Origin of the sequence: Actinokineospora sp. HUAS TT18 (assembly GCF_051364635.1) — a bacterium.
Taxonomy (GTDB): Bacteria; Actinomycetota; Actinomycetes; order Mycobacteriales; family Pseudonocardiaceae; genus Actinokineospora.
Map to the genome: position 1 here is coordinate 3,169,715 of NZ_CP195645.1, position 19,488 is coordinate 3,189,202.

At 71.8% G+C, this 19,488-nt stretch carries 19 protein-coding genes and 1 pseudogene; 1 reads left to right on the top strand and 19 read right to left on the bottom strand.

From position 1 onward, the window contains the following. Positions 1–2 precede the first annotated feature (2 nt). The 18 genes and pseudogenes from dprA to ffh form a co-directional block, all read right to left on the bottom strand. On the bottom strand, positions 3–1,139 hold the full coding sequence (gene dprA / locus ACSHT8_RS14140) for a DNA-processing protein DprA (protein WP_436502067.1): 1,137 nt from the start codon (positions 1,137–1,139) through the stop codon (positions 3–5). Between the two features lie 29 nt (positions 1,140–1,168). Next, positions 1,169–2,686, bottom strand: a complete 1,518-nt coding sequence (locus tag ACSHT8_RS14145) for a YifB family Mg chelatase-like AAA ATPase (RefSeq protein ID WP_436501360.1) — start codon at positions 2,684–2,686, stop codon at positions 1,169–1,171. Then, entirely contained in the window at positions 2,686–3,042 is a 357-nt protein-coding gene (locus ACSHT8_RS14150) for a YraN family protein (RefSeq protein ID WP_436501362.1), read from the bottom strand. The genes ACSHT8_RS14145 and ACSHT8_RS14150 overlap by 1 nt, the downstream gene beginning before the upstream one ends. 155 nt (positions 3,043–3,197) lie before the next feature. Then, complete coding sequence (locus ACSHT8_RS14155; protein ID WP_054049989.1) at positions 3,198–3,521, bottom strand: DUF2469 domain-containing protein; 324 nt, start codon at positions 3,519–3,521, stop codon at positions 3,198–3,200. 43 nt (positions 3,522–3,564) lie between these two features. Then, positions 3,565–4,317 (bottom strand): ribonuclease HII, encoded by a 753-nt coding sequence (locus ACSHT8_RS14160; RefSeq protein WP_436501364.1) that lies wholly within the window; start codon positions 4,315–4,317, stop codon positions 3,565–3,567. 191 nt (positions 4,318–4,508) lie between these two features. After that, a pseudogene (gene lepB / locus ACSHT8_RS14165) lies at positions 4,509–5,336 on the bottom strand (signal peptidase I); the annotation flags it as partial. 9 nt (positions 5,337–5,345) lie between these two features. Further along, the gene (gene lepB, locus ACSHT8_RS14170) at positions 5,346–6,218 is read right to left on the bottom strand and encodes a signal peptidase I (RefSeq protein ID WP_436501365.1); all 873 of its coding nucleotides are present in this window, start codon (positions 6,216–6,218) and stop codon (positions 5,346–5,348) included. A gap of 20 nt (positions 6,219–6,238) precedes the next feature. Beyond that, positions 6,239–7,165, bottom strand: coding sequence for a signal peptidase I (lepB, locus tag ACSHT8_RS14175; RefSeq protein ID WP_436502068.1), 927 nt, complete (start codon positions 7,163–7,165; stop codon positions 6,239–6,241). Positions 7,166–7,660: 495 nt separating this feature from the next. Beyond that, positions 7,661–8,020: a 50S ribosomal protein L19 gene (rplS, locus tag ACSHT8_RS14180; protein WP_091370949.1), complete on the bottom strand. Its 360-nt coding sequence runs from the start codon at positions 8,018–8,020 to the stop codon at positions 7,661–7,663. Positions 8,021–8,140: 120 nt separating this feature from the next. Beyond that, on the bottom strand, positions 8,141–8,908 hold the full coding sequence (gene trmD / locus ACSHT8_RS14185; RefSeq protein WP_436501368.1) for a tRNA (guanosine(37)-N1)-methyltransferase TrmD: 768 nt from the start codon (positions 8,906–8,908) through the stop codon (positions 8,141–8,143). A 9-nt stretch (positions 8,909–8,917) separates the two neighbouring features. Beyond that, positions 8,918–9,976 (bottom strand): hypothetical protein, encoded by a 1,059-nt coding sequence (locus tag ACSHT8_RS14190; RefSeq protein ID WP_436501369.1) that lies wholly within the window; start codon positions 9,974–9,976, stop codon positions 8,918–8,920. Positions 9,977–10,020: 44 nt separating this feature from the next. Then, positions 10,021–10,548, bottom strand: coding sequence for a ribosome maturation factor RimM (rimM, locus tag ACSHT8_RS14195; protein WP_436501371.1), 528 nt, complete (start codon positions 10,546–10,548; stop codon positions 10,021–10,023). A gap of 1 nt (position 10,549) precedes the next feature. Then, positions 10,550–10,789 carry an RNA-binding protein gene (locus tag ACSHT8_RS14200; RefSeq protein ID WP_054050002.1) on the bottom strand — a complete coding sequence of 80 codons (240 nt, stop codon included), beginning with the start codon at positions 10,787–10,789 and terminating at the stop codon, positions 10,550–10,552. Beyond that, positions 10,786–11,244 carry a 30S ribosomal protein S16 gene (rpsP, locus tag ACSHT8_RS14205; RefSeq protein ID WP_436501373.1) on the bottom strand — a complete coding sequence of 153 codons (459 nt, stop codon included), beginning with the start codon at positions 11,242–11,244 and terminating at the stop codon, positions 10,786–10,788. Before rpsP ends, ACSHT8_RS14200 begins: the two co-directional genes overlap by 4 nt. A 173-nt stretch (positions 11,245–11,417) precedes the next feature. Next, positions 11,418–12,170 (bottom strand): LamB/YcsF family protein, encoded by a 753-nt coding sequence (locus tag ACSHT8_RS14210; protein ID WP_436501375.1) that lies wholly within the window; start codon positions 12,168–12,170, stop codon positions 11,418–11,420. After that, complete coding sequence (locus ACSHT8_RS14215; protein ID WP_436501377.1) at positions 12,167–12,907, bottom strand: CPBP family intramembrane glutamic endopeptidase; 741 nt, start codon at positions 12,905–12,907, stop codon at positions 12,167–12,169. Before ACSHT8_RS14215 ends, ACSHT8_RS14210 begins: the two co-directional genes overlap by 4 nt. A 74-nt stretch (positions 12,908–12,981) precedes the next feature. Further along, positions 12,982–14,055 (bottom strand): amidohydrolase family protein, encoded by a 1,074-nt coding sequence (locus ACSHT8_RS14220; RefSeq protein ID WP_436501379.1) that lies wholly within the window; start codon positions 14,053–14,055, stop codon positions 12,982–12,984. Then, positions 14,052–15,590 (bottom strand): signal recognition particle protein, encoded by a 1,539-nt coding sequence (gene ffh, locus ACSHT8_RS14225; RefSeq protein WP_436501381.1) that lies wholly within the window; start codon positions 15,588–15,590, stop codon positions 14,052–14,054. The genes ACSHT8_RS14220 and ffh overlap by 4 nt, the downstream gene beginning before the upstream one ends. Positions 15,591–15,750: 160 nt before the next feature. On the opposite strand from ffh, the gene ACSHT8_RS14230 reads away from it, so the two are divergent. Then, a complete protein-coding gene (locus tag ACSHT8_RS14230; protein WP_436501382.1) occupies positions 15,751–17,625 on the top strand; it encodes a hypothetical protein in 1,875 nt (624 codons plus the stop codon). Here the strand turns inward: ACSHT8_RS14230 and ACSHT8_RS14235 are convergent. Continuing rightward, the gene (locus ACSHT8_RS14235) at positions 17,572–19,404 is read right to left on the bottom strand and encodes a CshA/CshB family fibrillar adhesin-related protein (RefSeq protein WP_436501384.1); all 1,833 of its coding nucleotides are present in this window, start codon (positions 19,402–19,404) and stop codon (positions 17,572–17,574) included. The genes ACSHT8_RS14230 and ACSHT8_RS14235 overlap by 54 nt on opposite strands. Positions 19,405–19,488: the final 84 nt, after the last annotated feature.

A 19,488-nucleotide genomic window follows, 5' to 3' on the forward strand; every position in this document is an offset into this window, starting at 1 on the left:
GGTCAAGATCGTGAGCGTCGCCAACCCTCCTCTCCCCGGACGGCCAGCCCGGTCAGCTCGAGCTCCGGCAAAAGCGCCCTCACCCGCGCCAGCGGTACCCCTGACATCGCCGAGACGCGCTCCGGGCTGAGGCCGTTCCCGCGCGGCAGGGCCTCGTGGACGCGGAGGGCTTGATCGCCCAGGCCGTCGGTCGGGCGCTTCGGGCGGTCTCGGGCCGGGGCCAGATCCGCGCCGACCTGGCCGACCGCTTCCAGTACCTCGGCCACCGAGCACACCACCGTCGCCGAGCCCGTGCGGAGGAGTTCGTGGCAGCCGGACGACATCGCCGAGGTGATCGGGCCCGGCACCGCCAGGACCGTCTTGCCCAGCGCGGCCGCCGTGGACGCGGTGTTGCGCGCGCCGCTGCGCACACCCGCCTCGACGACCACGGTTCCGGCGCTGAGCGAGGCGATCAGGCGGTTGCGCACCAGGAACCGGTGTTTGGCGGGCGGCGTGCCCGGCGGGTATTCGCTGACCACCGCGCCGGTCTCGCCGATGCGGTCGAGCAGCCGGGAATGCGACGCCGGGTAGCGCACGTCCACGCCGCACCCAAGCACCGCCATCGTGGTGCCCTCCGCGTTCAACGCGCCCCGGTGCGCGGCGCCGTCGATGCCATACGCCGCACCGGAAACGACTGACACGCCGGCCTCGGCGAGGCCGTAGCCGAACTCGGCCGCGACGTGTTCGCCGTACCCGGTCGCCGCTCTGGCGCCGACCACCGAGACCGACCGCTGCACCGCCGAGTCGAGGGAGATCGAGCCGCGGACCCACAGCGCCACGGGCGGCCCTGCCCATCGGAAACCACGCGCGCACGCGTTTCTCAGCGCCAGCAAAGGCCAAGCGGGCCATTCCGCGTCCTCGGGAGTGACCAGCCGCGCGCCGACCTCGGCGGCGGCGGCGAAATCGGCGTCGACGAAATCGGACTCGCGGCGGGCGGAGGTCTCGTCGAGCACCGACTGCGGCAGGTCGCCGGACCGCACCCGGGCGGCGGCGTCCACCGGCCCGCACACGTCGATCAGCGCCGCCAGCGCCGGGGCGGGCGGCTCGGCCACCCGCAGCAGATAGGCGCGCGCCCGACGCGTTGGGTCATCTGTCGCTATAGGACTCACGGGGCAGAACTCCTTTGCTGTCAGGCGGCCGCGCGGCGGTCGCGGAACTCGAGCGCGGACGCGACATGGTCGGCGGTGGGGGTTGGTGACTCAGCCAAGTCGGCCAAAGTCCAGGCGATGCGGAGGCAGCGGTCGGCGCCTCGGGCGGTGAGGGCACCGGTCTTCAGGCCGCGGTCGAGCAGGCTCGTCACCTCGCGGGGCAAAGCGAATTCCCGGCGCAGGACCGGGCCTGGCGCTTCGGCGTTGGTGCACCAGCCACGTCCTGACCACCGCTCCACCGCACGGGCCCGCGCCGCGCTCACTCGGGCCCGGACATCGACGGTGGGCTCCGGCGCGCTGTCCCCCGCTCTGCTCATCGCCGTCACCGGCCGGGTGCGGACCCGAATGTCGATCCGATCGAGCAGTGGGCCGGAAAGCCTTGCCATATAACGTCTCCTGGCGAACGGTGGGCAAACGCAGTCGGCCTCACGCGGAGGCGCGCAAGGGCACGGATTCGTCGCGAGGACGAGCTGGAATCCCGCCGGGTAGCGCACCACGCCGTCGCGGCGCGCCAACCGGATCTCGCCTTCCTCGATCGCCGTGCGCAGCGCCTCCAGCCGGTCGGCGGCGAACTCGCAAGCCTCGTCCAAGAACAGCACCCCGCGGTGGGCTTTGCTGATCGCGCCCGGTTTGGCCAGGCCGACGCCGCCACCGACCAGGGCGGGCACCGAAGTCGTGTGGTGTGGCGCGATGAAGGGCGGGACCGTGATCAACGGCGAGTCGGTGGACAGCAGGCCCGCGACCGAGTGGATCGCCGTGACTTCGAGTGCCTGTTCGGAAGTCAGCTCCGGCAACAGACCGGGGAGACGTTTGGCCAGCATCGTCTTGCCTGTCCCGGGCGGGCCGCTCAGCAGAAGATGGTGCCCGCCCGCCGCGGCGACCTCCAAGGCCCAGCGGGCCTCCGGCTGCCCGATCACGTCGGCGAGATCCGGCGGATCGGCGGGTGGTTTCGTGGTGACCGGCCCTGGCCTGGCGAGGATCTCCTCGTCGCCGCGCGCCCAAGCGACGACGTCGCCGAGGCAGGTCGCCCCGAACACCTCCATGCCAGGCACCAATGAAGCCTCCGCCAGCGCGTCGGAGGGGACGACCGCTTGACGAAGGCCGTGGCGGCGGGCGGCCAGGAGGCACGGCAGGACGCCTTTGACGGCGCGAAGACGGCCGTCCAGGGCCAGTTCGCCGATCAGGACGGTGTGGGCTACCGGGTCGGGCGGGGCTTTGCGGTCGGCGACGAGGACGGACAGGGCCAAGGCGAGGTCGTAGCCGGAGCCGCCCTTGGGGAGCGCGGCTGGGGACAGGCCGAGGGTGACCATCTGGTCGGGCCATTGGAGGCCGCTGTTGCGGACCGCGGCGCGGACTCGGTCCTTGGCCTCGTTGAGGGAGGCGTCGGGGAGACCGACGATCGTTGTCTTGGGTTTGCCGCCTCCGATGTCGGCTTCGATCTCGACGGTGACGCCGTCGACGCCGAAGAGGGCGACTGACCAGGCGCGGGCGAGGACCATCAGAAGGCCCCGATCAGGTGGTCGACCTTGGGTCGGCCGCCTGGTGGCCAGAGGACCGAGACGATGTCGAATCTGGTCGGGCAGTGCCAGAGGCGGTAGTGCTGGCGCCACTGCCACGCCGCGCGGCGGATGCGGGCGGCTTTGGCGTCGTCGACGGCTTCGGTGGGGGTGCCGTAGTCGGTGGACGAGCGGGTCTTGATCTCGCAGACGACGAGTTGGGCGCGGTCGGTGGCCACGACGTCGAGTTCGCCCTCGCGGCAGCGCCAGTTGCGGGCGAGGACGACGAGGCCCGCCTGTTCGAGGTACTGGACCGCCAGGTCCTCGCCAAGTCGGCCGAGGCGCAGGTGGGGGGTCATGGCCGCTCCTGTCGGGTCGAGTGGTGTCGATCTCGACGGTGCCCGGGAGCGGGGCGGGGCGACAGGGGGACGCGGAATCTGTGGATGGCTGGGCGGGATGTGGAAGAACCCCGGAGATGTGGATCTCCGGGGTTCTTCGTCGTCGGTGGTGTGTGCTACCCGCCGAAGGGGCCGTCTTCGGGCAGCCGCAGGTCAGGCTTGTCGAGTTCCTCGACGTTCACGTCCTTGAACGTGATGACCCGGACGTTCTTGACGAACCGCGCCGGCCGGTACATGTCCCACACCCAGGCGTCGGACATGCGTACCTCGAAGTAGACCTCGCCGTCGGCGTCGCGCACCTGCACGTCGACCCCGTTGGCCAGGTAGAAACGTCGTTCGGTTTCCACCACGTAGGCGAACTGTCCGACGATGTCGCGGTACTCCCGGTAGAGCGAAAGCTCCATCTCGGTCTCGTACTTCTCGAGATCCTCCGCGCTCATGTGCCGCGCGCCCCTCCTGGTCGTGACCGGCTCTGGACCACTGTCACTGATCGATTCGTGATAGTGGTCCACCATTCTGAACCACCGCGGCCGCCGCCACACTCAGCGCCACCCGGTGTGGCGCGCGCCGTCCGTGGGCGACCCCCGCGGCGGCGACGTTGGCGAAGGACCAGCGGTGCTCATGGCTGGGCCCGTACTCTTCGAGCGCCTGGCTGTGCAGCCCGGTGCAGTATCCCTTGTGCACGTCGAACCGGTACTGCGGCATCGACTCGTGCAGATCCTCCATGATGCGGTCTCGGGTGACTTTGGCCAACACCGACGCCGCCGCCACGCACGCCGCGGCCTGGTCGCCCTTGAGGACGGGCACGCTCGGCGCGGTCAGGCCGGGCACTCGGAAGCCGTCGACCAGCACGTATCCCGGATGGGTGGCCAGCCGCGCGACCGCCCGGCGCATGCCCTCGATGTTGGCGAAGTGCACCCCCCACCGGTCGACCTCGGGCACGGGCACGACGACCACCGAGTAGTCGACGGCCCGCTTCTTGATCAGATCGAACATCCGGTCACGCGCGGCGGCCGTCATCAGCTTGGAGTCGGTGAGCCCGTCGAGCCGGTCGGCGTCACCGGGCCGCAGCACACAGGAGGCGATGACGAGCGGACCCGCACACGCCCCGCGCCCGGCCTCATCGACCCCGGCGACCGGCCCCAGCCCACGCCGATGCAGCGCGGACTGCAGGCTCCAGTTCCCGGCATCCCGTCGAAGCACAGCCCGCGGCGGCCGAAACGCGGCGGCGGTCACCAGCCCCCACCCTCTCCGGGGGGACGGCCCCTGCCCAGTCTATCGGCGGTGGGGGGTTTGGTGGAGGGGTGCCGCTGAGCTGTGGATGGTTCGGGCTGACTGTGGATGGTTCGGGTACGCGGAGGACCCGTGAGCTTGTCGGCTCGGGTGCCGGGCCGGGGACCTGCGGCGGCGGTCCGGTTGACGGGCGCGACGACCCGGCGGATGCGCCTCCCCAGCCACAGCACCGGCCACGCCGCGGCGATGCCCAGGCCGGCGGGGATGCCCGACTGCCAAGCCGCGGCTGAAAGCGCCTGTGGGTTGTGGTCGCCGACGCCCTGCCATCGGGACGGCGGCAACACGATCGTGCGAACTTTGCCGATCACGTTGTCCACCGGCACCAAGCCGTTGACACCGCCGCCGCCCTGGGTCCGCGAGTCGCCGGAGTTGTTGCGGTTGTCGCCCATGACGAAGAGCATTCCGGCGGGGACGGTGATGGGGCCGAACTGGTCCTGCTTCGGGTCGCCCATCATCGGATCCCAGTGGATGTACGGCTCGTCCAGCGGCTTTCCGTCGACCTGGACGCGGTTCTGCTCGTCGCAGCACTGCACTGTCTGGCCGCCGACGGCGACGATGCGTTTGACCACGTCGTCCTCGTCGGGGGCGGCCATGCCGAACAGTGCGCCGATGCCCTGCAGCCAGCTGACCACGGCGTTGTCCGAGCGCTGCGCGGTGAACTCCGAGCGGTTCCAGGTCGACGGGCGCTCGAAGACGACCACCTCGCCCGGCTCAGGGTCGCCGAAGTTGTAGACCAGTTTGTCGACGAGGACGCGGTCGCCGTAGCAGCCCGCGCAGCCGTGCAGGGTGTTCTCCATCGACTCCGACGGGATGACGAACACCCGCGCCAGGAACGTCTGGATCAGGAACGTCAGCACCAGGGCGACCGCGATCAGGATGGGCAGTTCCTGCCAGAACGGGCGCTTCTTCTTGGGCTTCGGCTCGGGTTCCTGCTCGCCGTCGTCGAGGGGCTGGTCGGGCACTGGGGCAGCCTACCGACTACCGCGCGTGAGGTCGCGGACGCGGCGGCCCAGCCACAGCACCGGCCACGCCGCGGCGATGCCGATGCCCGCCGGGATGCCGGTCTGCCACGCCGCCGCGGACAGCGACTGCGGGTTGTGGTCGCCGACGCCCTGCCAGCGGGACGGCGGGAGGATGATCGCGCGGGCCTTGCCGACGATGTCGTCGACCGGGACGAAGCCGTTCTCGCCGCCGCCGCCCTGGGTGCGGGAGTCGCGGGAGTTGTTGCGGTTGTCGCCGAGGACGAAGACCTTGCCGGGCGGCACGGTGATCTTGCCGAAGTCGTCCTGCTTGGCCGACGGGTCCGGCATGAAGCGGTACGGCTCGTCCAGCGGCTTGCCGTCGACCAGGACCCGGTTCTGCTCGTCGCAGCACTCGACGGTCTGGCCCGCGACGGCGATGACGCGCTTGACCACGTCATCCTCGCTGGAGGCGCCGATGCCGAACTGGGCGGCGAACTCCTCGACCCAGGCGACCACGACGTTGCCGGACCGGTTGCTGATCCCGCTGTGGTCCCACGTGGCGGGCCGCTCGAACACGACGACGTCGCCGGGCGCCGGGTCGTTGAAGTAGTAGACGACCTTGTCGACGAGCACGCGGTCGCCGGTGCAGCCCGCGCAGCCGTGCAGGGTCTGCTCCATCGACTCCGACGGGATCACGAACACCCGGGCGACGAAGGTCTGGATGAGGAAGGTGAGGACCAGCGCGACCAGGATCAGCAGCGGCAGCTCCACCCAGAAGGGACGCTTCTTCTTGGGCTTGGGCGCCTGCTCGTCGGACTCCGGGAGATCAAGTTCCCGGTCCTCGACGTCGATCTTCTCGGTGCCGCGTCCATCCCCTGGCACGGCACCGTTTGCGTCGGACACTAATCAGCCTTCCGTGGAGTGAGTGCGTTCTTCGCGCGGCGGCCGACCCAGAGGACCGGCCACGCCGCGGCGATGCCGAGCCCGGCCGGGATGCCCTGCTGCCACCCCGGGGCGGCGATGTCCGCCTCCCCCTGGGGGTTGTGGTCGCCGACGCCGCGCCACCGCGAAGGCGGGAGCACGATGTAGCGGGCCTTGCCGATGACCTTGCCGAGCGGGACGACGCCGCGGATGCCGCCGCCACCCTGGAACCGGGAGTCGGACGAGTTGCCGCGGTTGTCCCCCATCACCCACAGCGTGCCCTCCGGGACGGTAACCCGGTCGAACCGCTGGCGCTCGTCGGGGCCGCCGTGCTCCCAGTAGACGTAGGGCTCGTCGAGGGACTTGCCGTCGACCATGACCCGCATCTTCTCGTCGCAGCACTCGACGGTCTGGCCGCCGACGGCGATGACCCGCTTGACGAAGTCGCGCTCGTCCGGCGGGGCGATGCCGATGAGCGAGCCGACGTACTGCAGGCCGCGGGCGAAGGCGCTGCCCGCCTTGGCGGTCTTGACGTCGTTCTCGGTCCACGTGTTGGGGCCCTGGAAGACGATCACGTCGCCGGGGCTCGGCTCGCGGAAATCGTAGACGATCTTGTCGACGAACACGCGGTCGCCGGTGCAGCCCGCGCAGCCGTGCAGGGTCTGCTCCATCGAACCCGAGGGGATGGAGTAGACGCGGCCGATGAAGTGCTGGATGAAGAAGGTGAGCACGAGTGCGACACCGGCGAGGACCAGCAGTTCCTTCCACAGCGGCTGCTTGCGCGGCGGGCGGCGGTGCTTGCCGTGGCGGGGCTGGTCCTCGATGGGGTCTTCGTCCGCTTCGACCGGCTCGGCGGTGAACGGTTCGTCGTCGTCGACCGGTCTGGACCGCTCGACCGGGGCGAGCACGCCCGCGTCGATCTTCGGCAGGGCCGGGTAGGACCGGTCGCGCCGCGGCTCGACCGGGACCCGCGGGATCAGCTCGGTGGGCGCCGCGTCCGGCTCGATGCGGCCGCGCCGGGAAATCGGCTCGGTCCGGTGCTCGACGGGCGGCGGGACCGGGGGCAGGACGCCGTGGTGGCCGTTCGGCTCGGGCTGCCACTGCGGGAGGCCCTCCTCCGGCAGTGGCGGGCCGAACCAGAACTCTGGCTGGACCGGCGGCAGCTCGGAGGGCACGGCGGCACGGCGGATGGGCTCGGTGTAGGCGATCTCCGAGGGCACCGGCTTGCCGTTGACCCTGGCGCCGTTGACCTGCTTGTCGCTCACCCGGTGGCCATTCGTCCGATCCGGACCGGCATCGGCTGAGGAATACCCGAAGCGTGCCGCGCCATCAGGCGGCGGCACGCGACGGGAAGGACGGTCGACCACGCACGCCAGCGTACGTGAGCCGGTGTGCTAACCGCGTCAGGAAGCGGTCTGCGGCTCGCGCTTCTCCTTGATCTTCGCGGCCTTGCCGCGCAGCTCACGGAGGTAGTACAGCTTGGCGCGACGCACGTCACCGCGCTTGGCGACCTCGATCTCGGCGATGTTGGGGGTGTGCACCGGGAAGGTGCGCTCCACGCCGACGCCGAAGGAGACCTTGCGGACGGTGAAGGTCTCGCGGATGCCGCCGCCCTGGCGACGGATCACGACGCCCTGGAACACCTGGACACGGGTACGGGTGCCCTCGATGACGCGGACGTGGACCTTCAGCGTGTCACCCGGGCGGAAGTCCGGGATGTCGGAACGCAGCGACTTGGCGTCCAGTGCATCCAGGGTGTTCATCGGTAGTCCGTCCTCGTCTTTGGCGATGTACTGGCCGGGGACGGCACGCAGCCGATCTGTCCAGCCTGGGGGTCTTGTGGTTGACGCGGTTTACCCGCTGCAGTCAACTCGAGAAGTATGTCAGACAGGTTCGTCGGAGGCGAAATCGCCCCCGCGCAGCCGCTCAAGCAGCGCCCGGTCGTACTTGTCGAGCGCGTCGTCCGGCAGGGCGGCCAGTAGGTCCGGCCGACGCTCGAAGGTCCGGTGAAGCGCCTGGTCACGGCGCCAGCGGTTGATGGCGGCGTGGTTGCCGGAGCGCAGCACGTCGGGCACCGCGCGGTCGCGCCAGACCTCGGGGCGGGTGTAGCTGGGGCCTTCGAGCAGGCCGTCGGAGAACGAGTCCTGCTCGGCCGACTGCGGGTTGCCCAGGACCCCGGGCAGCAGCCGGGCGACGGCCTCGACCATCACCATGACCGCGACCTCGCCGCCGACGAGCACGTAGTCGCCGATGGACACCTCGTCGACCCGCATCCGGGTCGCCGCGTCGTCGATCACGCGCTGGTCGATGCCCTCGTAGCGGCCGCAGGCGAACACCAGCCGGGGCTCGGCGGCCAGCTCGTAGGCCATCGCCTGGGTGAACGGCCTGCCCGCGGGGGTCGGCACGATCAGCCGGGGGGTCTCTCCCGCGCACACCTCATCGAGCGCCTCGCCCCACACCTGGGGCTTCATGACCATGCCGGGACCGCCGCCGTACGGGCTGTCGTCGACGCCCTTGTGCACGTCGTAGGTCCACCGGCGCAGGTCGTGCACGTCCAGGCTCATCAGTTCGCGCTCGATGGCGCGCCCGAGCAGCGCCCCACGCAGGGGCTCCACGTACTCGGGAAAGATCGTGACGATGTCGATCCGCACGCGTGGAGGTTAGGCCAGGCGCTCTCTGACCGCGGGGACCAGGTCGGTGAACAGGTTCTCGAACCAGCGCATGAGGCTCCCGGGCAGCTCCAGCGGCGGCTGCGCGGTCGTCGCCTGGCCGTACTCCTGCTCGATCACCGGCCACAGCGCGTCCCAGCGCTTGCCGGGGTGCGGGTGGGCGGTCGACGCGGGTGGGTAGCCGGTGACCTTGAGGTCGCCGTCGAGCTCGTGCAGGACCAGGTCGAGCAGCACGAGGTACATGGGGCCGGTGGCGGCGGCCACGGCGGCGAGGCCGTGGCGGCGGACGAAGTGCGGGTCCTGCTCGGCGGCCGCGGCGAGGCGCTGGTCGGCGAGGACGAGCTGGGCGCCGACCCGGTCGGCGGCGAACTCGTCGTCCCACAGCCGGGTGTAGACCTCGACGGCGGAGTCCTTCGACTTCAGCGTGGCCTTGTCGACGTGCGGGTGCTGACCGATGACGTGGGCGTACTCGTGGCCGACCATGAACCGGGCGGCGGCGTTGACCAGCAGGTCGAGCATGATCTCGCGGTGCCCGGTGAGCGAGGGCAGCCGCGGCGCGCGCCAGGGGTCGCCGTGGCGGAAGTGGGCGGCGAAGACGTCGGCGAGGGCGGTGACGGTCTGGTCGCGGGCGAGCATGGCGGGCTCGCCGAACAGCGGCGTCGACATCAGGTTGATCTTCAGCGTGAGGAAGGCCAGGCCGAGCGCGCCGCGGCTGACCAGGATGAGGTCGCCGCCGTTGGCGGGCACGCTCCAGGCGTTGACGTCGCCGAGCGGGTAGAGCGCGGTGACGACGTGGCGCGGGTCGAACCGCAGGTCGAGGGACCGGGCGGCGGCCTCGACCTCGCCGACGCGCAGGTCGAGCACGTCCTGCAGGGTGCTCAGGCCGGAAAGGGGGTCGGCGACGTAGTCGTCGGTCGATTCGAGGATCGCCCGGACCCGGTCAGCGGCGCCTTGACCGCCGACTGTGGGTCCCATGAGGGCCGCGCTGAGCCCGTCTCGCTGGATGAGGGCGAGATAGGAGCGCACCAACCGCCGGGACCGCCTGCTCATCGCCACCCCCTCGCGTCGAAAGCGGGGCCAGCGTAGCGGAGGGGCTAGTCGAGCAATCCATCTGGCGGATCGAGCACGACCCGCCCGCCCTTGACGTCGACCTCGGGCACGATCGCCGAGACGAAGGGCACCAGCAGCTCCGGTGCGCCCGGCCGGTCGATGACCAGCAGTTCGCCGCCGGGGCCGTGTTCGATGTCGCGCACGGTGCCGATCGGGGTCCCGTCGACCAGGACGGCGGCGAGGCCCGCCAGCTCGTGGTCGTAGAACTCGTCGGGGTCGTCGATCGGCGGGAGCGCGTTCGGGTCGGCGAGGAGCAGCGCGCCGCGCAGTTCCTCGGCGACGTTGCGGTCGGGCACCTGCTCGAAACGCACCAACAGCCGCCCGGAGTGTGGCCGGGCGGCTGTGATGGTGAGCATTCGGTCGGAGCCGTCACGAAGCCGTGCGGTCACCGACTCGCCGAGCGCGAAGCGCTGCTCAGGCGAGTCGGTGCGCAGGTCGACCGCCAGTTCGCCAGTGATCCCGTGGGCTTTCGCCACACGGCCCACGACCACCAGGTCGCTCGCGTTCGTCATCTCAGTGATCGGTGTCGACCACGTCGACCCGGATACCGCGACCGCCGACACCGGCCATCACGGTCCGCAGGGCCGTGGCGGTGCGGCCGCCCCGGCCGATCACCTTGCCAAGGTCCTCCGGGTTGACGTGCACCTCGAGCGTGCGGCCACGACGGGTCGTGACCAGCTCGACCTGCACGTCGTCCGGGTGGTCGACGATGCCCCGCACGAGGTGCTCCAGAGCGTCCGCGAGGGCACTCACTCGGCCGCGGCCTCAGTCTCGGCGGCAGCGGCGGGCGCCTCTTCAGCGGCCTTCTCGGCCTTCTTCGGGGCGGACTTCTTCTTCGGGGTCGTCGCGTCGGTCGAGGGCTCCTCGCCCGCGGCCTTGAGCGCGGCCTCGAACAGCTCCTGCTTCGACGGCTTGGGCTCCTTGACGCGCAGGGTGCCCTCGGCGCCCGGCAGGCCCTTGAACTTCTGCCAGTCGCCGGTGACCTCGAGCAGGTGCTTCACCGAGTCGGTCGGCTGCGCGCCGACACCCAGCCAGTACTGGGCCCGCTCGGAGTCGACCTCGATGAGGCTCGGCTCCTCCTTCGGGCTGTACCGACCGATCGTCTCGATCGCCTTGCCGTCGCGACGGTTGCGGGCGTCGGCGATGATGATGCGGTAGTACGGCGCACGGATCTTTCCGAGGCGCTGCAGCTTGATCTTGACAGCCACGGGTTGGGATGCTCCTAAAGCTCTCGGTACAGCGGTGGGTGAGCGCGGCTGTCCCGAGTGGGGTCAGGTCGCCATGCCCGAAGGTTCAGGCGTCACGGCACGGTGAGAGGGTCCGGCCATGACGGACAGCGGGTAATTGTGCCAGACGCGCCCGGCACACTCACGCCATGGGGTCAGTCTGCGAACGCGGTGACCGCGATCCCGGCCTGGTCGAGCGCTTCCCGGACCGCCACGGCGTGACGAACCGCACCCGGGGTGTCGCCGTGCAGGCACAGCGAGCGGGCGGGCATGGCGAGCACCGAGCCGTCGACGGCCACGATCTCCCCCGCCTCCGCCAGCCGCACGGCCCGCGCGACGACGGCGTGCGTGTCGGTCATCAGCGCGCCTGGCTCGCCGCGCGGGACGAGGGTGCCCTCGGGGGTGTAGCCGCGGTCGGCGAAGGCCTCGAACACCGGCCGCAGCCCGACCGACTCGACGGCCTCCAGCAGCAGGGACCCAGGCAGCCCGAGCACCGGCAGCTCGCCGAACGCGCGCACCCCGTCGGCCACCGCCGCGGCCTGCGCCTCGTGGTGGACAGTGGCGTTGTAGAGGGCGCCGTGCGGCTTCACGTAGGCGACGCGGGTGCCGGACGCGCGCGCGATCCCGTCCAGGGCGCCGATCTGGTAGAGCACCTCGTCGGCGAGCTGGCCGGGGTCGACGTCGATGAACCGGCGGCCGAACCCGGCGAGGTCGCGGTAGGACACCTGGGCGCCGACGGTGACGCCCCTGGCCGCCGCCGCGGCGCACACCGCGCGCATGGTGGACGCGTCGCCCGCGTGGAAGCCGCAGGCGACGTTGGCCGAGGTGACCACGTCGAGCAGGGCCTCGTCGTCGCCGAGGCGCCACACGCCGAAGCCCTCGCCGAGGTCGCTGTTGAGATCGATCACGGCTGCATCACCCCCAGGGTGATCAGGAACACCGCCAGCGCGGGCATGAAGTTGTTGACCTGGTGGGCGACGACGCTGGCGCCGAGCCTGCCGGTGTAGAGCCGGGCCAAGCCGATCGGGATGCCGATGACCAGCAGCAACGACGTGCGCAGCGGTTCGAGGTGGCTGACGGCGAAGATCACCGTGGTGAGCCCGAAGACCGCCCAGCGGCCCCAGTTGAGGCGTTCGAGGGCGCCCCAGAGCAGGCCGCGGTACATGATCTCCTCGCACAGCGGACCGACCAGCCACACGTAGAGGAACAGCACGATCGCCGCCGCCAGCGGCATCTGCTGGTCGTCGACCAGCTTGCCCAGCGACGACGTCGCGTTCTCCTCGCCGACGATCCGGGTCCACACGGCGGCGGCGATGGTCGTGCAGATCAGGCCGAGCAGGCCGAACTTCAGGCCCGCCCTCAGGTCCTCGCGGTTGTAGGACCAGCGCAGGTCGATCTTCGGGCCGTTGCCGCGCAGCTTCGTCACCGCGAGGGTGGCCAGGGTGGCGAGGAACGTCGGGAGCATCGTGCCGATGAGGATCACCGCCACCGAGTCCTTCGAGTCGGTGCGCGCCATCCCGATCACCGCGCCGATCAGCACCGCGGACAGCACGAAGACGGCGAAGACGAACAAGAACGCGCCGAAGCCCCATTTGTGGTCGCGCGTCGCGGGTGTCGCCACCTCGGAAAGCGGGGTCACAGCCATCGCCCCCCTCTTTCCGATTGTCGGATATCCGTGTCCAGTCCGCAGGAGAGACTAACGCCGGACGGCCGTACGGGTTATCCGACTACCCGGCCCCTCAGCATGATCCGCTTCGGGGAGCGCAGGACCTCCAGGTCGAGGCGTGGATCTTCGTCGAAGGCGAGCAGGTCGGCGGCGGTGCCCTCGTCCAGTCCGGACCAGCCAAGCCAGGCCCGCGCACCCCAGGAAGCGCTCGCGATGGCCTGCTCGGCGGTCATCCCGGCTTTGTGGAGTGCGACGATCTCGTCGACCAGGCGGCCGTGGGCGATGCCGCCGCCCGCGTCGGTGCCCGCGTAGACCGGCACGCCCGCCTCGACGGCCTCGGCGACCATGGCGCCCGCCCGCGCGTGCAGGTCGAGCATGTGCTGGGCGTACTTCGGGTATTTGCCCGCGCCGGAGGCAATGCCGGGGAAGTTCTCGATGTTGATCAGCGTCGGCACCAGGGCGGTCCCGCGCCGGGCCATCTCGGCGATGACGTCGGTGGTGAGGCCGGTGCCGTGCTCGACGCAGTCGATGCCCGCCTCGATGAGGCCGGGCAGGGCGTCCTCGCCGAAGACGTGCGCGGTGACCCGGGCGCCGCCCGCGTGCGCGACGTCGATGGCCTCCTTCAGCACGTCCTGCGGCCACAGCGGCGCGAGGTCGCCCTGGTCGCGGTCGATCCAGTCGCCGACGAGCTTGATCCAGCCGTCGCCGTACTCGACCTGCTCGGCCACGGCGGCGGGCAGCTGCTCCGGCTCGCCGACGTCGATGCCCAGGTGCGGGATGTAGCGGCGCGGGCGGGCCAGGTGGCGGCCCGCGCGGATGATGCGGGGCAGGTCGAGGCGCTCCTGCAGCGGCCGGGTGTCGATCGGGGCGCCGCAGTCGCGGATGAGCAGGGTGCCCGCGTCGCGGTCGGTCTCGGCCTGCGTCGCGGCGGTCTCGAGGTCGACGGGGCCCTGCGGGCCGATGCCGACGTGGCAGTGCGCGTCGACGAGGCCGGGGACGATGAAGCCGCCGTCGACCACGGTCTGCGCACCCGGGACCGGCTGGGTGCGGACGCGGCCGTTGACCACCCAGATGTCGCGTTCGGCGTCACCCGGCAGGACGACGCCGCGCAGGTGCAGCGCGGTCACTTGTTCTTGGGGAACTTGAGCTTCGACGGGTCGAAGCCGGGCGGCATCTGGTCGAGGCCCTGCAGGCCCGGCGGCAACTCCTGCAGGCTCGGCGGCAGGGCCGACAGGTCGGGCATCCCGGCGGGGAAGCCGGGGAAGCCGCCACGCACCTTGGGCGGGGTCGGCCCGCGGCCGCCCTTCTTCCCCTTCTTGCCCTTCTTGGACCGCTGGTTGGCGCGGCCGCCCGGCATGCCGAAGCGGCCCGCCATCTGCTGCATCATCTTCTTGGCGTCGTAGAACCGGTTGACCAGGTCGTTGACCTCGCGGACCTCGACACCGGAGCCCTTGGCGATGCGCAGCCTGCGGGAAGCGTTGATGATCTTCGGGTCGTTGCGCTCGGCCGGGGTCATGCCGCGGATGATCGCCTGCAGCCGGTCGATCGACTTCTCGTCGACCTGGGCCAGCGCGTCCTTCATCTGACCGGCGCCGGGCAGCATGCCCAGCAGGTTGGCGATCGGGCCCATCTTGCGCACGGCCAGCATCTGCTCGAGGAAGTCCTCCAGCGTCAGCTCGCCGGTGCCGATCTTGGCCGCGGCCTTCTCCGCCTGCGCCTGGTCGAAGTGCTGCTCTGCCTGCTCGATGAGGGTGAGCACGTCGCCCATGCCGAGGATGCGCGATGCCATCCGGTCGGGGTGGAAGGCGTCGAACTCCTCGAACTTCTCGCCGTTGGAGGCGAACATGATCGGCGCGCCGGTCACCTCGCGCACCGACAGCGCGGCACCACCGCGGGCGTCGCCGTCGAGCTTGGTGAGCACGACACCGGTGAAGCCGACGCCGTCGCGGAACGCCTCGGCCGTGGTGACCGCGTCCTGGCCGATCATGGCGTCGACCACGAACAGGACCTCGTCCGGCTGGACCGCGGCCCGGATGTCGACGGCCTGGCGCATCATCTCCTCGTCGACACCGAGGCGACCGGCGGTGTCGACGAGCACGATGTCGTGCTGGGCGCGGCGGGCCTCATCGATGGACGCGCGGGCGACCTCGACCGGGTTGCCGACGCCGTTGCCCGGCTCGGGGGCGAACACCGCGACACCCGCGCGCTCGCCGACGACCTGGAGCTGGGTCACGGCGTTGGGGCGCTGGAGGTCGCAGGCCACGAGCAGCGGCGCGTGGCCCTGGTTCTTGAGCCACTTGGCGAGCTTGCCCGCCAGCGTGGTCTTACCGGCACCCTGGAGACCGGCCAGCATGATCACCGTCGGCGGCGTCTTGGCCAGGTTCAGCCTGCGCGTCTCACCGCCGAGGATCGCGACCAGTTCCTCGTTGACGATCTTGACGACCTGCTGGGCCGGGTTGAGCGCCGCGGAGACCTCAGCGCCCTTCGCCCGCTCCTTGACCTTGGCGATGAAGGTGCGCACCACCGGCAGCGCGACGTCGGCCTCCAGCAGCGCGATGCGGATCTCGCGAGCGGTGGTGTCGATGTCGGCTTCGGACAGGCGCCCCTTGCCCCGCAGGTTCTGCAGGACGGAAGTGAGCCGGTCGGAGAGTGTGTCGAACACGGGTGCGGCGCTCCAGCCAGGTCAGGAGAGAACTCTGATGCTCGATCGAGGGTAGCCGCTCTTGGTCGCGGCCTGTGACCACAGCCCTGCCCGGTCGCCTCGAAACGGCCTGAACCGTCCGTCCCGGATGATAGCTTCGGCGCTGATCAAGGGGGGTCTGGTGGACGGCTTCGAGGTCGGCACAAGCGTTCGGGCCGGGCGGATCGCGGTTGTCGCGGCGGTGCTGGTCGCGTTGAGCACGGTGATCCTGTTCGCCTCGGTGCCGCGCGGCGGGCGGTTCGTGCTGGTCCTGGCGGTGATCGTGGTCGGCGGCGTGCTGTTCGGCAGCGCCGACCGCTACGGCGGCAGGCTCGCCGAGGTGCTCGGGCGCGGGCTCGTGCGGGGCATCGGCGGCGGCGCCGTGTTCCTCGGCTGCTACCTGAGCGGGCCGCTGTTGGTGAATCTGGCGGCGCGGTCGGACGCGCCGCCGTCGCCGAGTCAGGTCGTGCTGCTGACGTTCCTGCCTCCCCTCGTGGCGCTGACGCTGCTGGCGGCGAAGGGGTCCCGCGCGGCGGCGGCGGGCTTCGGGGTCGTGGTGCCGACGGTCGTGGCGATGATGTTGGCGCTGGCCGAGATCGGACCGGCCACCACCGCGCTGAGTCTGCTCGCGCTGGGGATCGTCTGCGCGGTCGTGGCGGTGTCGTCGGAGTCGCTGCCGGGCATGACCGCGGCGGCGGCCGGGCCGGTGGCCACGGCGGCGGCGATCGGGTCGGGGGTCATGCCGCTGACGGCGCTGACCGGGCCGATCGCGACGCCCGCGCTGGGCTCGGGGATGCAGATCCTGGTCACCGGGTCGGGTTTGACGCTGGCCGCCCTGTTCGGCGTGCTGGCGGTGCTGCGCCGGGACGCGGCGGGCGGGGTGCTGGCGGGGTCGGCGCTGCTGGTCCCGGTCGCGATCTACGAGCCGGAGGCGGCCCCGATGCCCGCCGCGGGGTTCGTCGCGGTGCCCGTGCTGCTGGCCCTCGCGGTGGGTCTGGCCCTGTGGCGGCCCGACCTGGCCGGTCGGGTGGCCGGGTGGCTGCGCCCTGGCGGGGCGACGACGCCTGCCGCGGTGGCGGCGGTCGGCGGGCTCGCGCTGCTGGTGTTCGCCGCGCAGGCCGTGCCCGTGCTGGGCCTCGGCCTGCAAGCGCAAGGCGTCGCTGTGTTGGTCCTGCTGGTGCTGGTGACGGGATTGGCGTGGCGCCTACCGGGGGCGCCGGGCGCGGTGCTGGCCGGGACGACGCTGGTCGCGTGGGCTGTCGCCTCGCCGTGGTGGCGGCTGGTGGTGGGCACGTTCGACGTGGAGGACGGCCCGTACGGCAGGCTGGAGCTGCGAACCGGGCTGGGGCTGGCGGTCGCGCTCGCGGTGGGGTGGCTGCTGATCCGGCGGCACCGGCGCGCGGGGGTGGTCGTCGCGTTCGCCTATCTGCTGATGGGGCAGCTCGCCAGTCTGGTGTGGACGGTCACGCACGACACCGGGTCCGGGGCGGTGTGGGCGATGGCGGTGCCGCTGGTGCTGCTCGGCCTGCCCGCCGCGGTGATCGCGCTGGTCAAGGGCGACCCGGCGGCGCAGGGGGTGGCCGCGCTGGCGGTCGCGGTCGGCGGCGTCACGCTGTTGAAGCACCTGCTCATGAGCTACAGCAACACGACCACCTCGAGCGGGTTGGTGGTGCTGACGCCGACGGACGTGGGGATCCGCCCCAGTGAGCCGGGGTTGGCGCTGTCGGTGGCGGCGCTGGTGTTGTTCGTCGTGGCGGTGCTGACCGCGCTGTCGGCGGCGCGACGGCCGAGCGCGGCGGTGCTGGCGTCGGTGCTGCTGTTCGTCGTCGCGGGAGCCCAGGTCGGGCTGGCCGCGGTGCTGCGGGAAGGCGGGATCGACGCCTTCGACACGCTGCAGTGGGTGGTGCTCGCGGTGACCGCCGCCGCCACCGTCGTGGCGGCGGCGGTCACCCGGTCGGCGCCGCTAGCGGACTCGCCTGCGGTACAGGCGGAGCACGAAGAAGCCGCCGAGCACTAGGGCGACACCGCCCGCGGCCATGAGCGCGACCGCGGCACCCGTGGCGGGCAGGTCGTCGTCCGGCGTTTCGACCGGCGCGGGCGGCGTGGTCGTGGTCGTGGTCGGCGGCGGGGTGGTCGTCGTGGTCGGGACCGCCGGGGTGACCGTGACCGCGATGGTCGAGCGCGTGGTGCGGCCGTTGGTGTCGGCGATCTGGTAGGTCACCGAGGTGGCCTCGCCGGTGAAGCCCGCGACCGGGGTGAAGGTGACCTTGCCGGTGGCCGCGTCGACCACGTAGGTGCCCTCGCCGTCCACGGTCAGGCTGGTGGTCAGGTTGCCGTCGGCGTCGACCAGGCGGGCGGTCTTCGGGTCGATCGGGAACTCGGCGCTGCCCGGGGTGTCGTTGGCCGACGGGTCGATCGTGACCGGGGTGTCCATCGGCGTGATGCCGCTGTCCGGCTTGGCCGTGGGCGGGGCGGGCAGGTCGACGGTGGCCGGGTGGTCCTCGGTCTCGCCGCCGCTGAAGGCGAACCCGGTCGGCTCGGCGACCTCGCTCGCGTTCGGGGCGATGCGCAGGCGCAGGAACGTCGAGCCGTCCACCGCGTTGTCCGGAACGGCCGACCAGGTCGGCGAGACCGTCCCGGCGGCGCACGGCGCGGCGGCCGATTCCTCGCCCGCGTCGGCGAAGTCGCCGTCGTGGTTCCAGTCGATCCAGCCCGCCACGGTGCCCTCGCCTTGACACGGCACGTTCGGCAGCGTGTACGCCGCGCCCCAGTTGGTGGTGATCGTCGGCGCGTCGACGGCTTCCTCGTCGTCGGCGGGCGGGAAGGCCGGGGAGCCGAGGGTGTCGTCACCGGAGGCGTCGGCGGAGAACGCGGCCGGGTCCTCGGGGTCGACCTGGGCGCCGAGCCGGACGGCCCCGGCCAGCGACGTCTCGGCCAGGGCGAACGCGGGGTCGCTGACCGCGACCGGGGCGCCCGCGGCGACCTCGCCGCCGGTGAACGTGGGCTGCAGCAGGTGCCCGGCGTCGCCGTAGCTCTGTGGGGCGTCGCCGTGCTCGGCGACGAACACCGCGCCGAGGGCGATGGCGCTCTTGCCGCCGCCGCGCATGGTCACCGTGGCCGACGTGCCGCCGTCGAGGAAGGCGACCGCGGCCGGGCCCGCGGGGCACAGCCCGGTCGCGTTGCCCAGGCGCAGCGTCGTCCCGGTGCGGGTGGCCCGCGTGCTCGCCGTGCAGCCGGGCGTGCGGTAGCGGTCGATGACGCGCCAAGTGCCGGTGGCCGCGGTGCCCTCGACATACTCGCCGCCCGCCGCGCTGCCAGCCGACTGCTCGGCGTCGGCGAAGACCAGGCCCGCGAGCGGCACCGACGTGAGCCCGCTGGCGGCCGAGCAGGTGAAGGTGAACGTCAGCGTCGAGCCGGACGCCAGGGTGGCGATGCCGTTGACGAGCTGGTTCGCGCCGTTGACGCCGCCGATGTTGTAGAGCTCGTCGAGCGCGTCGCCGCCCCAGTTGCCCGGCCGGTACGCCTCGGCGGCGCCGCCTGCGATCGGGCCGATGGTGCAGCTCAGGGTGATCACCTGGCCGCCGACCGGGATGTCCTCGGTGCGGGTGAGTCCCTGCGCGGGCAGGGCCTGCTGGTTGGTTCCCCACTCGACCCAGTTGATCGTCGAGACGAACCGCCCCGCTCCGCCCGTGGCGACGCGGGCGGCGCTTGGCGGCGCGGAGACGGCCAGGACGGCGGTCGCCGCGGCGAAGGCGGCGCACGCGCGCAGCGTGGACCGGGAGAGATGACGAGGCACAGTCGGGATCCTTGCGATCGACCACGGGGAACGGCCGCGACAGTCGCAGAAGGACGGATCCGGGACCACCGGAGCCATACGATC

What these genes read in the sequence shown, in the direction of transcription:
- ACSHT8_RS14145 (WP_436501360.1), bottom strand. Translation starts at nt 2,686, where the DNA reads ATGGTCCTCGCCCGCGCCTGGTCAGTCGCCCTCTTCGGCGTCGACGGC.
- ACSHT8_RS14150 (WP_436501362.1), bottom strand. Translation starts at nt 3,042, where the DNA reads ATGACCCCCCACCTGCGCCTCGGCCGACTTGGCGAGGACCTGGCGGTC.
- ACSHT8_RS14155 (WP_054049989.1), bottom strand. Translation starts at nt 3,521, where the DNA reads ATGAGCGCGGAGGATCTCGAGAAGTACGAGACCGAGATGGAGCTTTCG.
- rplS (WP_091370949.1), bottom strand. Translation starts at nt 8,020, where the DNA reads ATGAACACCCTGGATGCACTGGACGCCAAGTCGCTGCGTTCCGACATC.
- ACSHT8_RS14190 (WP_436501369.1), bottom strand. Translation starts at nt 9,976, where the DNA reads ATGAGCAGGCGGTCCCGGCGGTTGGTGCGCTCCTATCTCGCCCTCATC.
- rimM (WP_436501371.1), bottom strand. Translation starts at nt 10,548, where the DNA reads ATGACGAACGCGAGCGACCTGGTGGTCGTGGGCCGTGTGGCGAAAGCC.
- ACSHT8_RS14215 (WP_436501377.1), bottom strand. Translation starts at nt 12,907, where the DNA reads ATGGCTGTGACCCCGCTTTCCGAGGTGGCGACACCCGCGACGCGCGAC.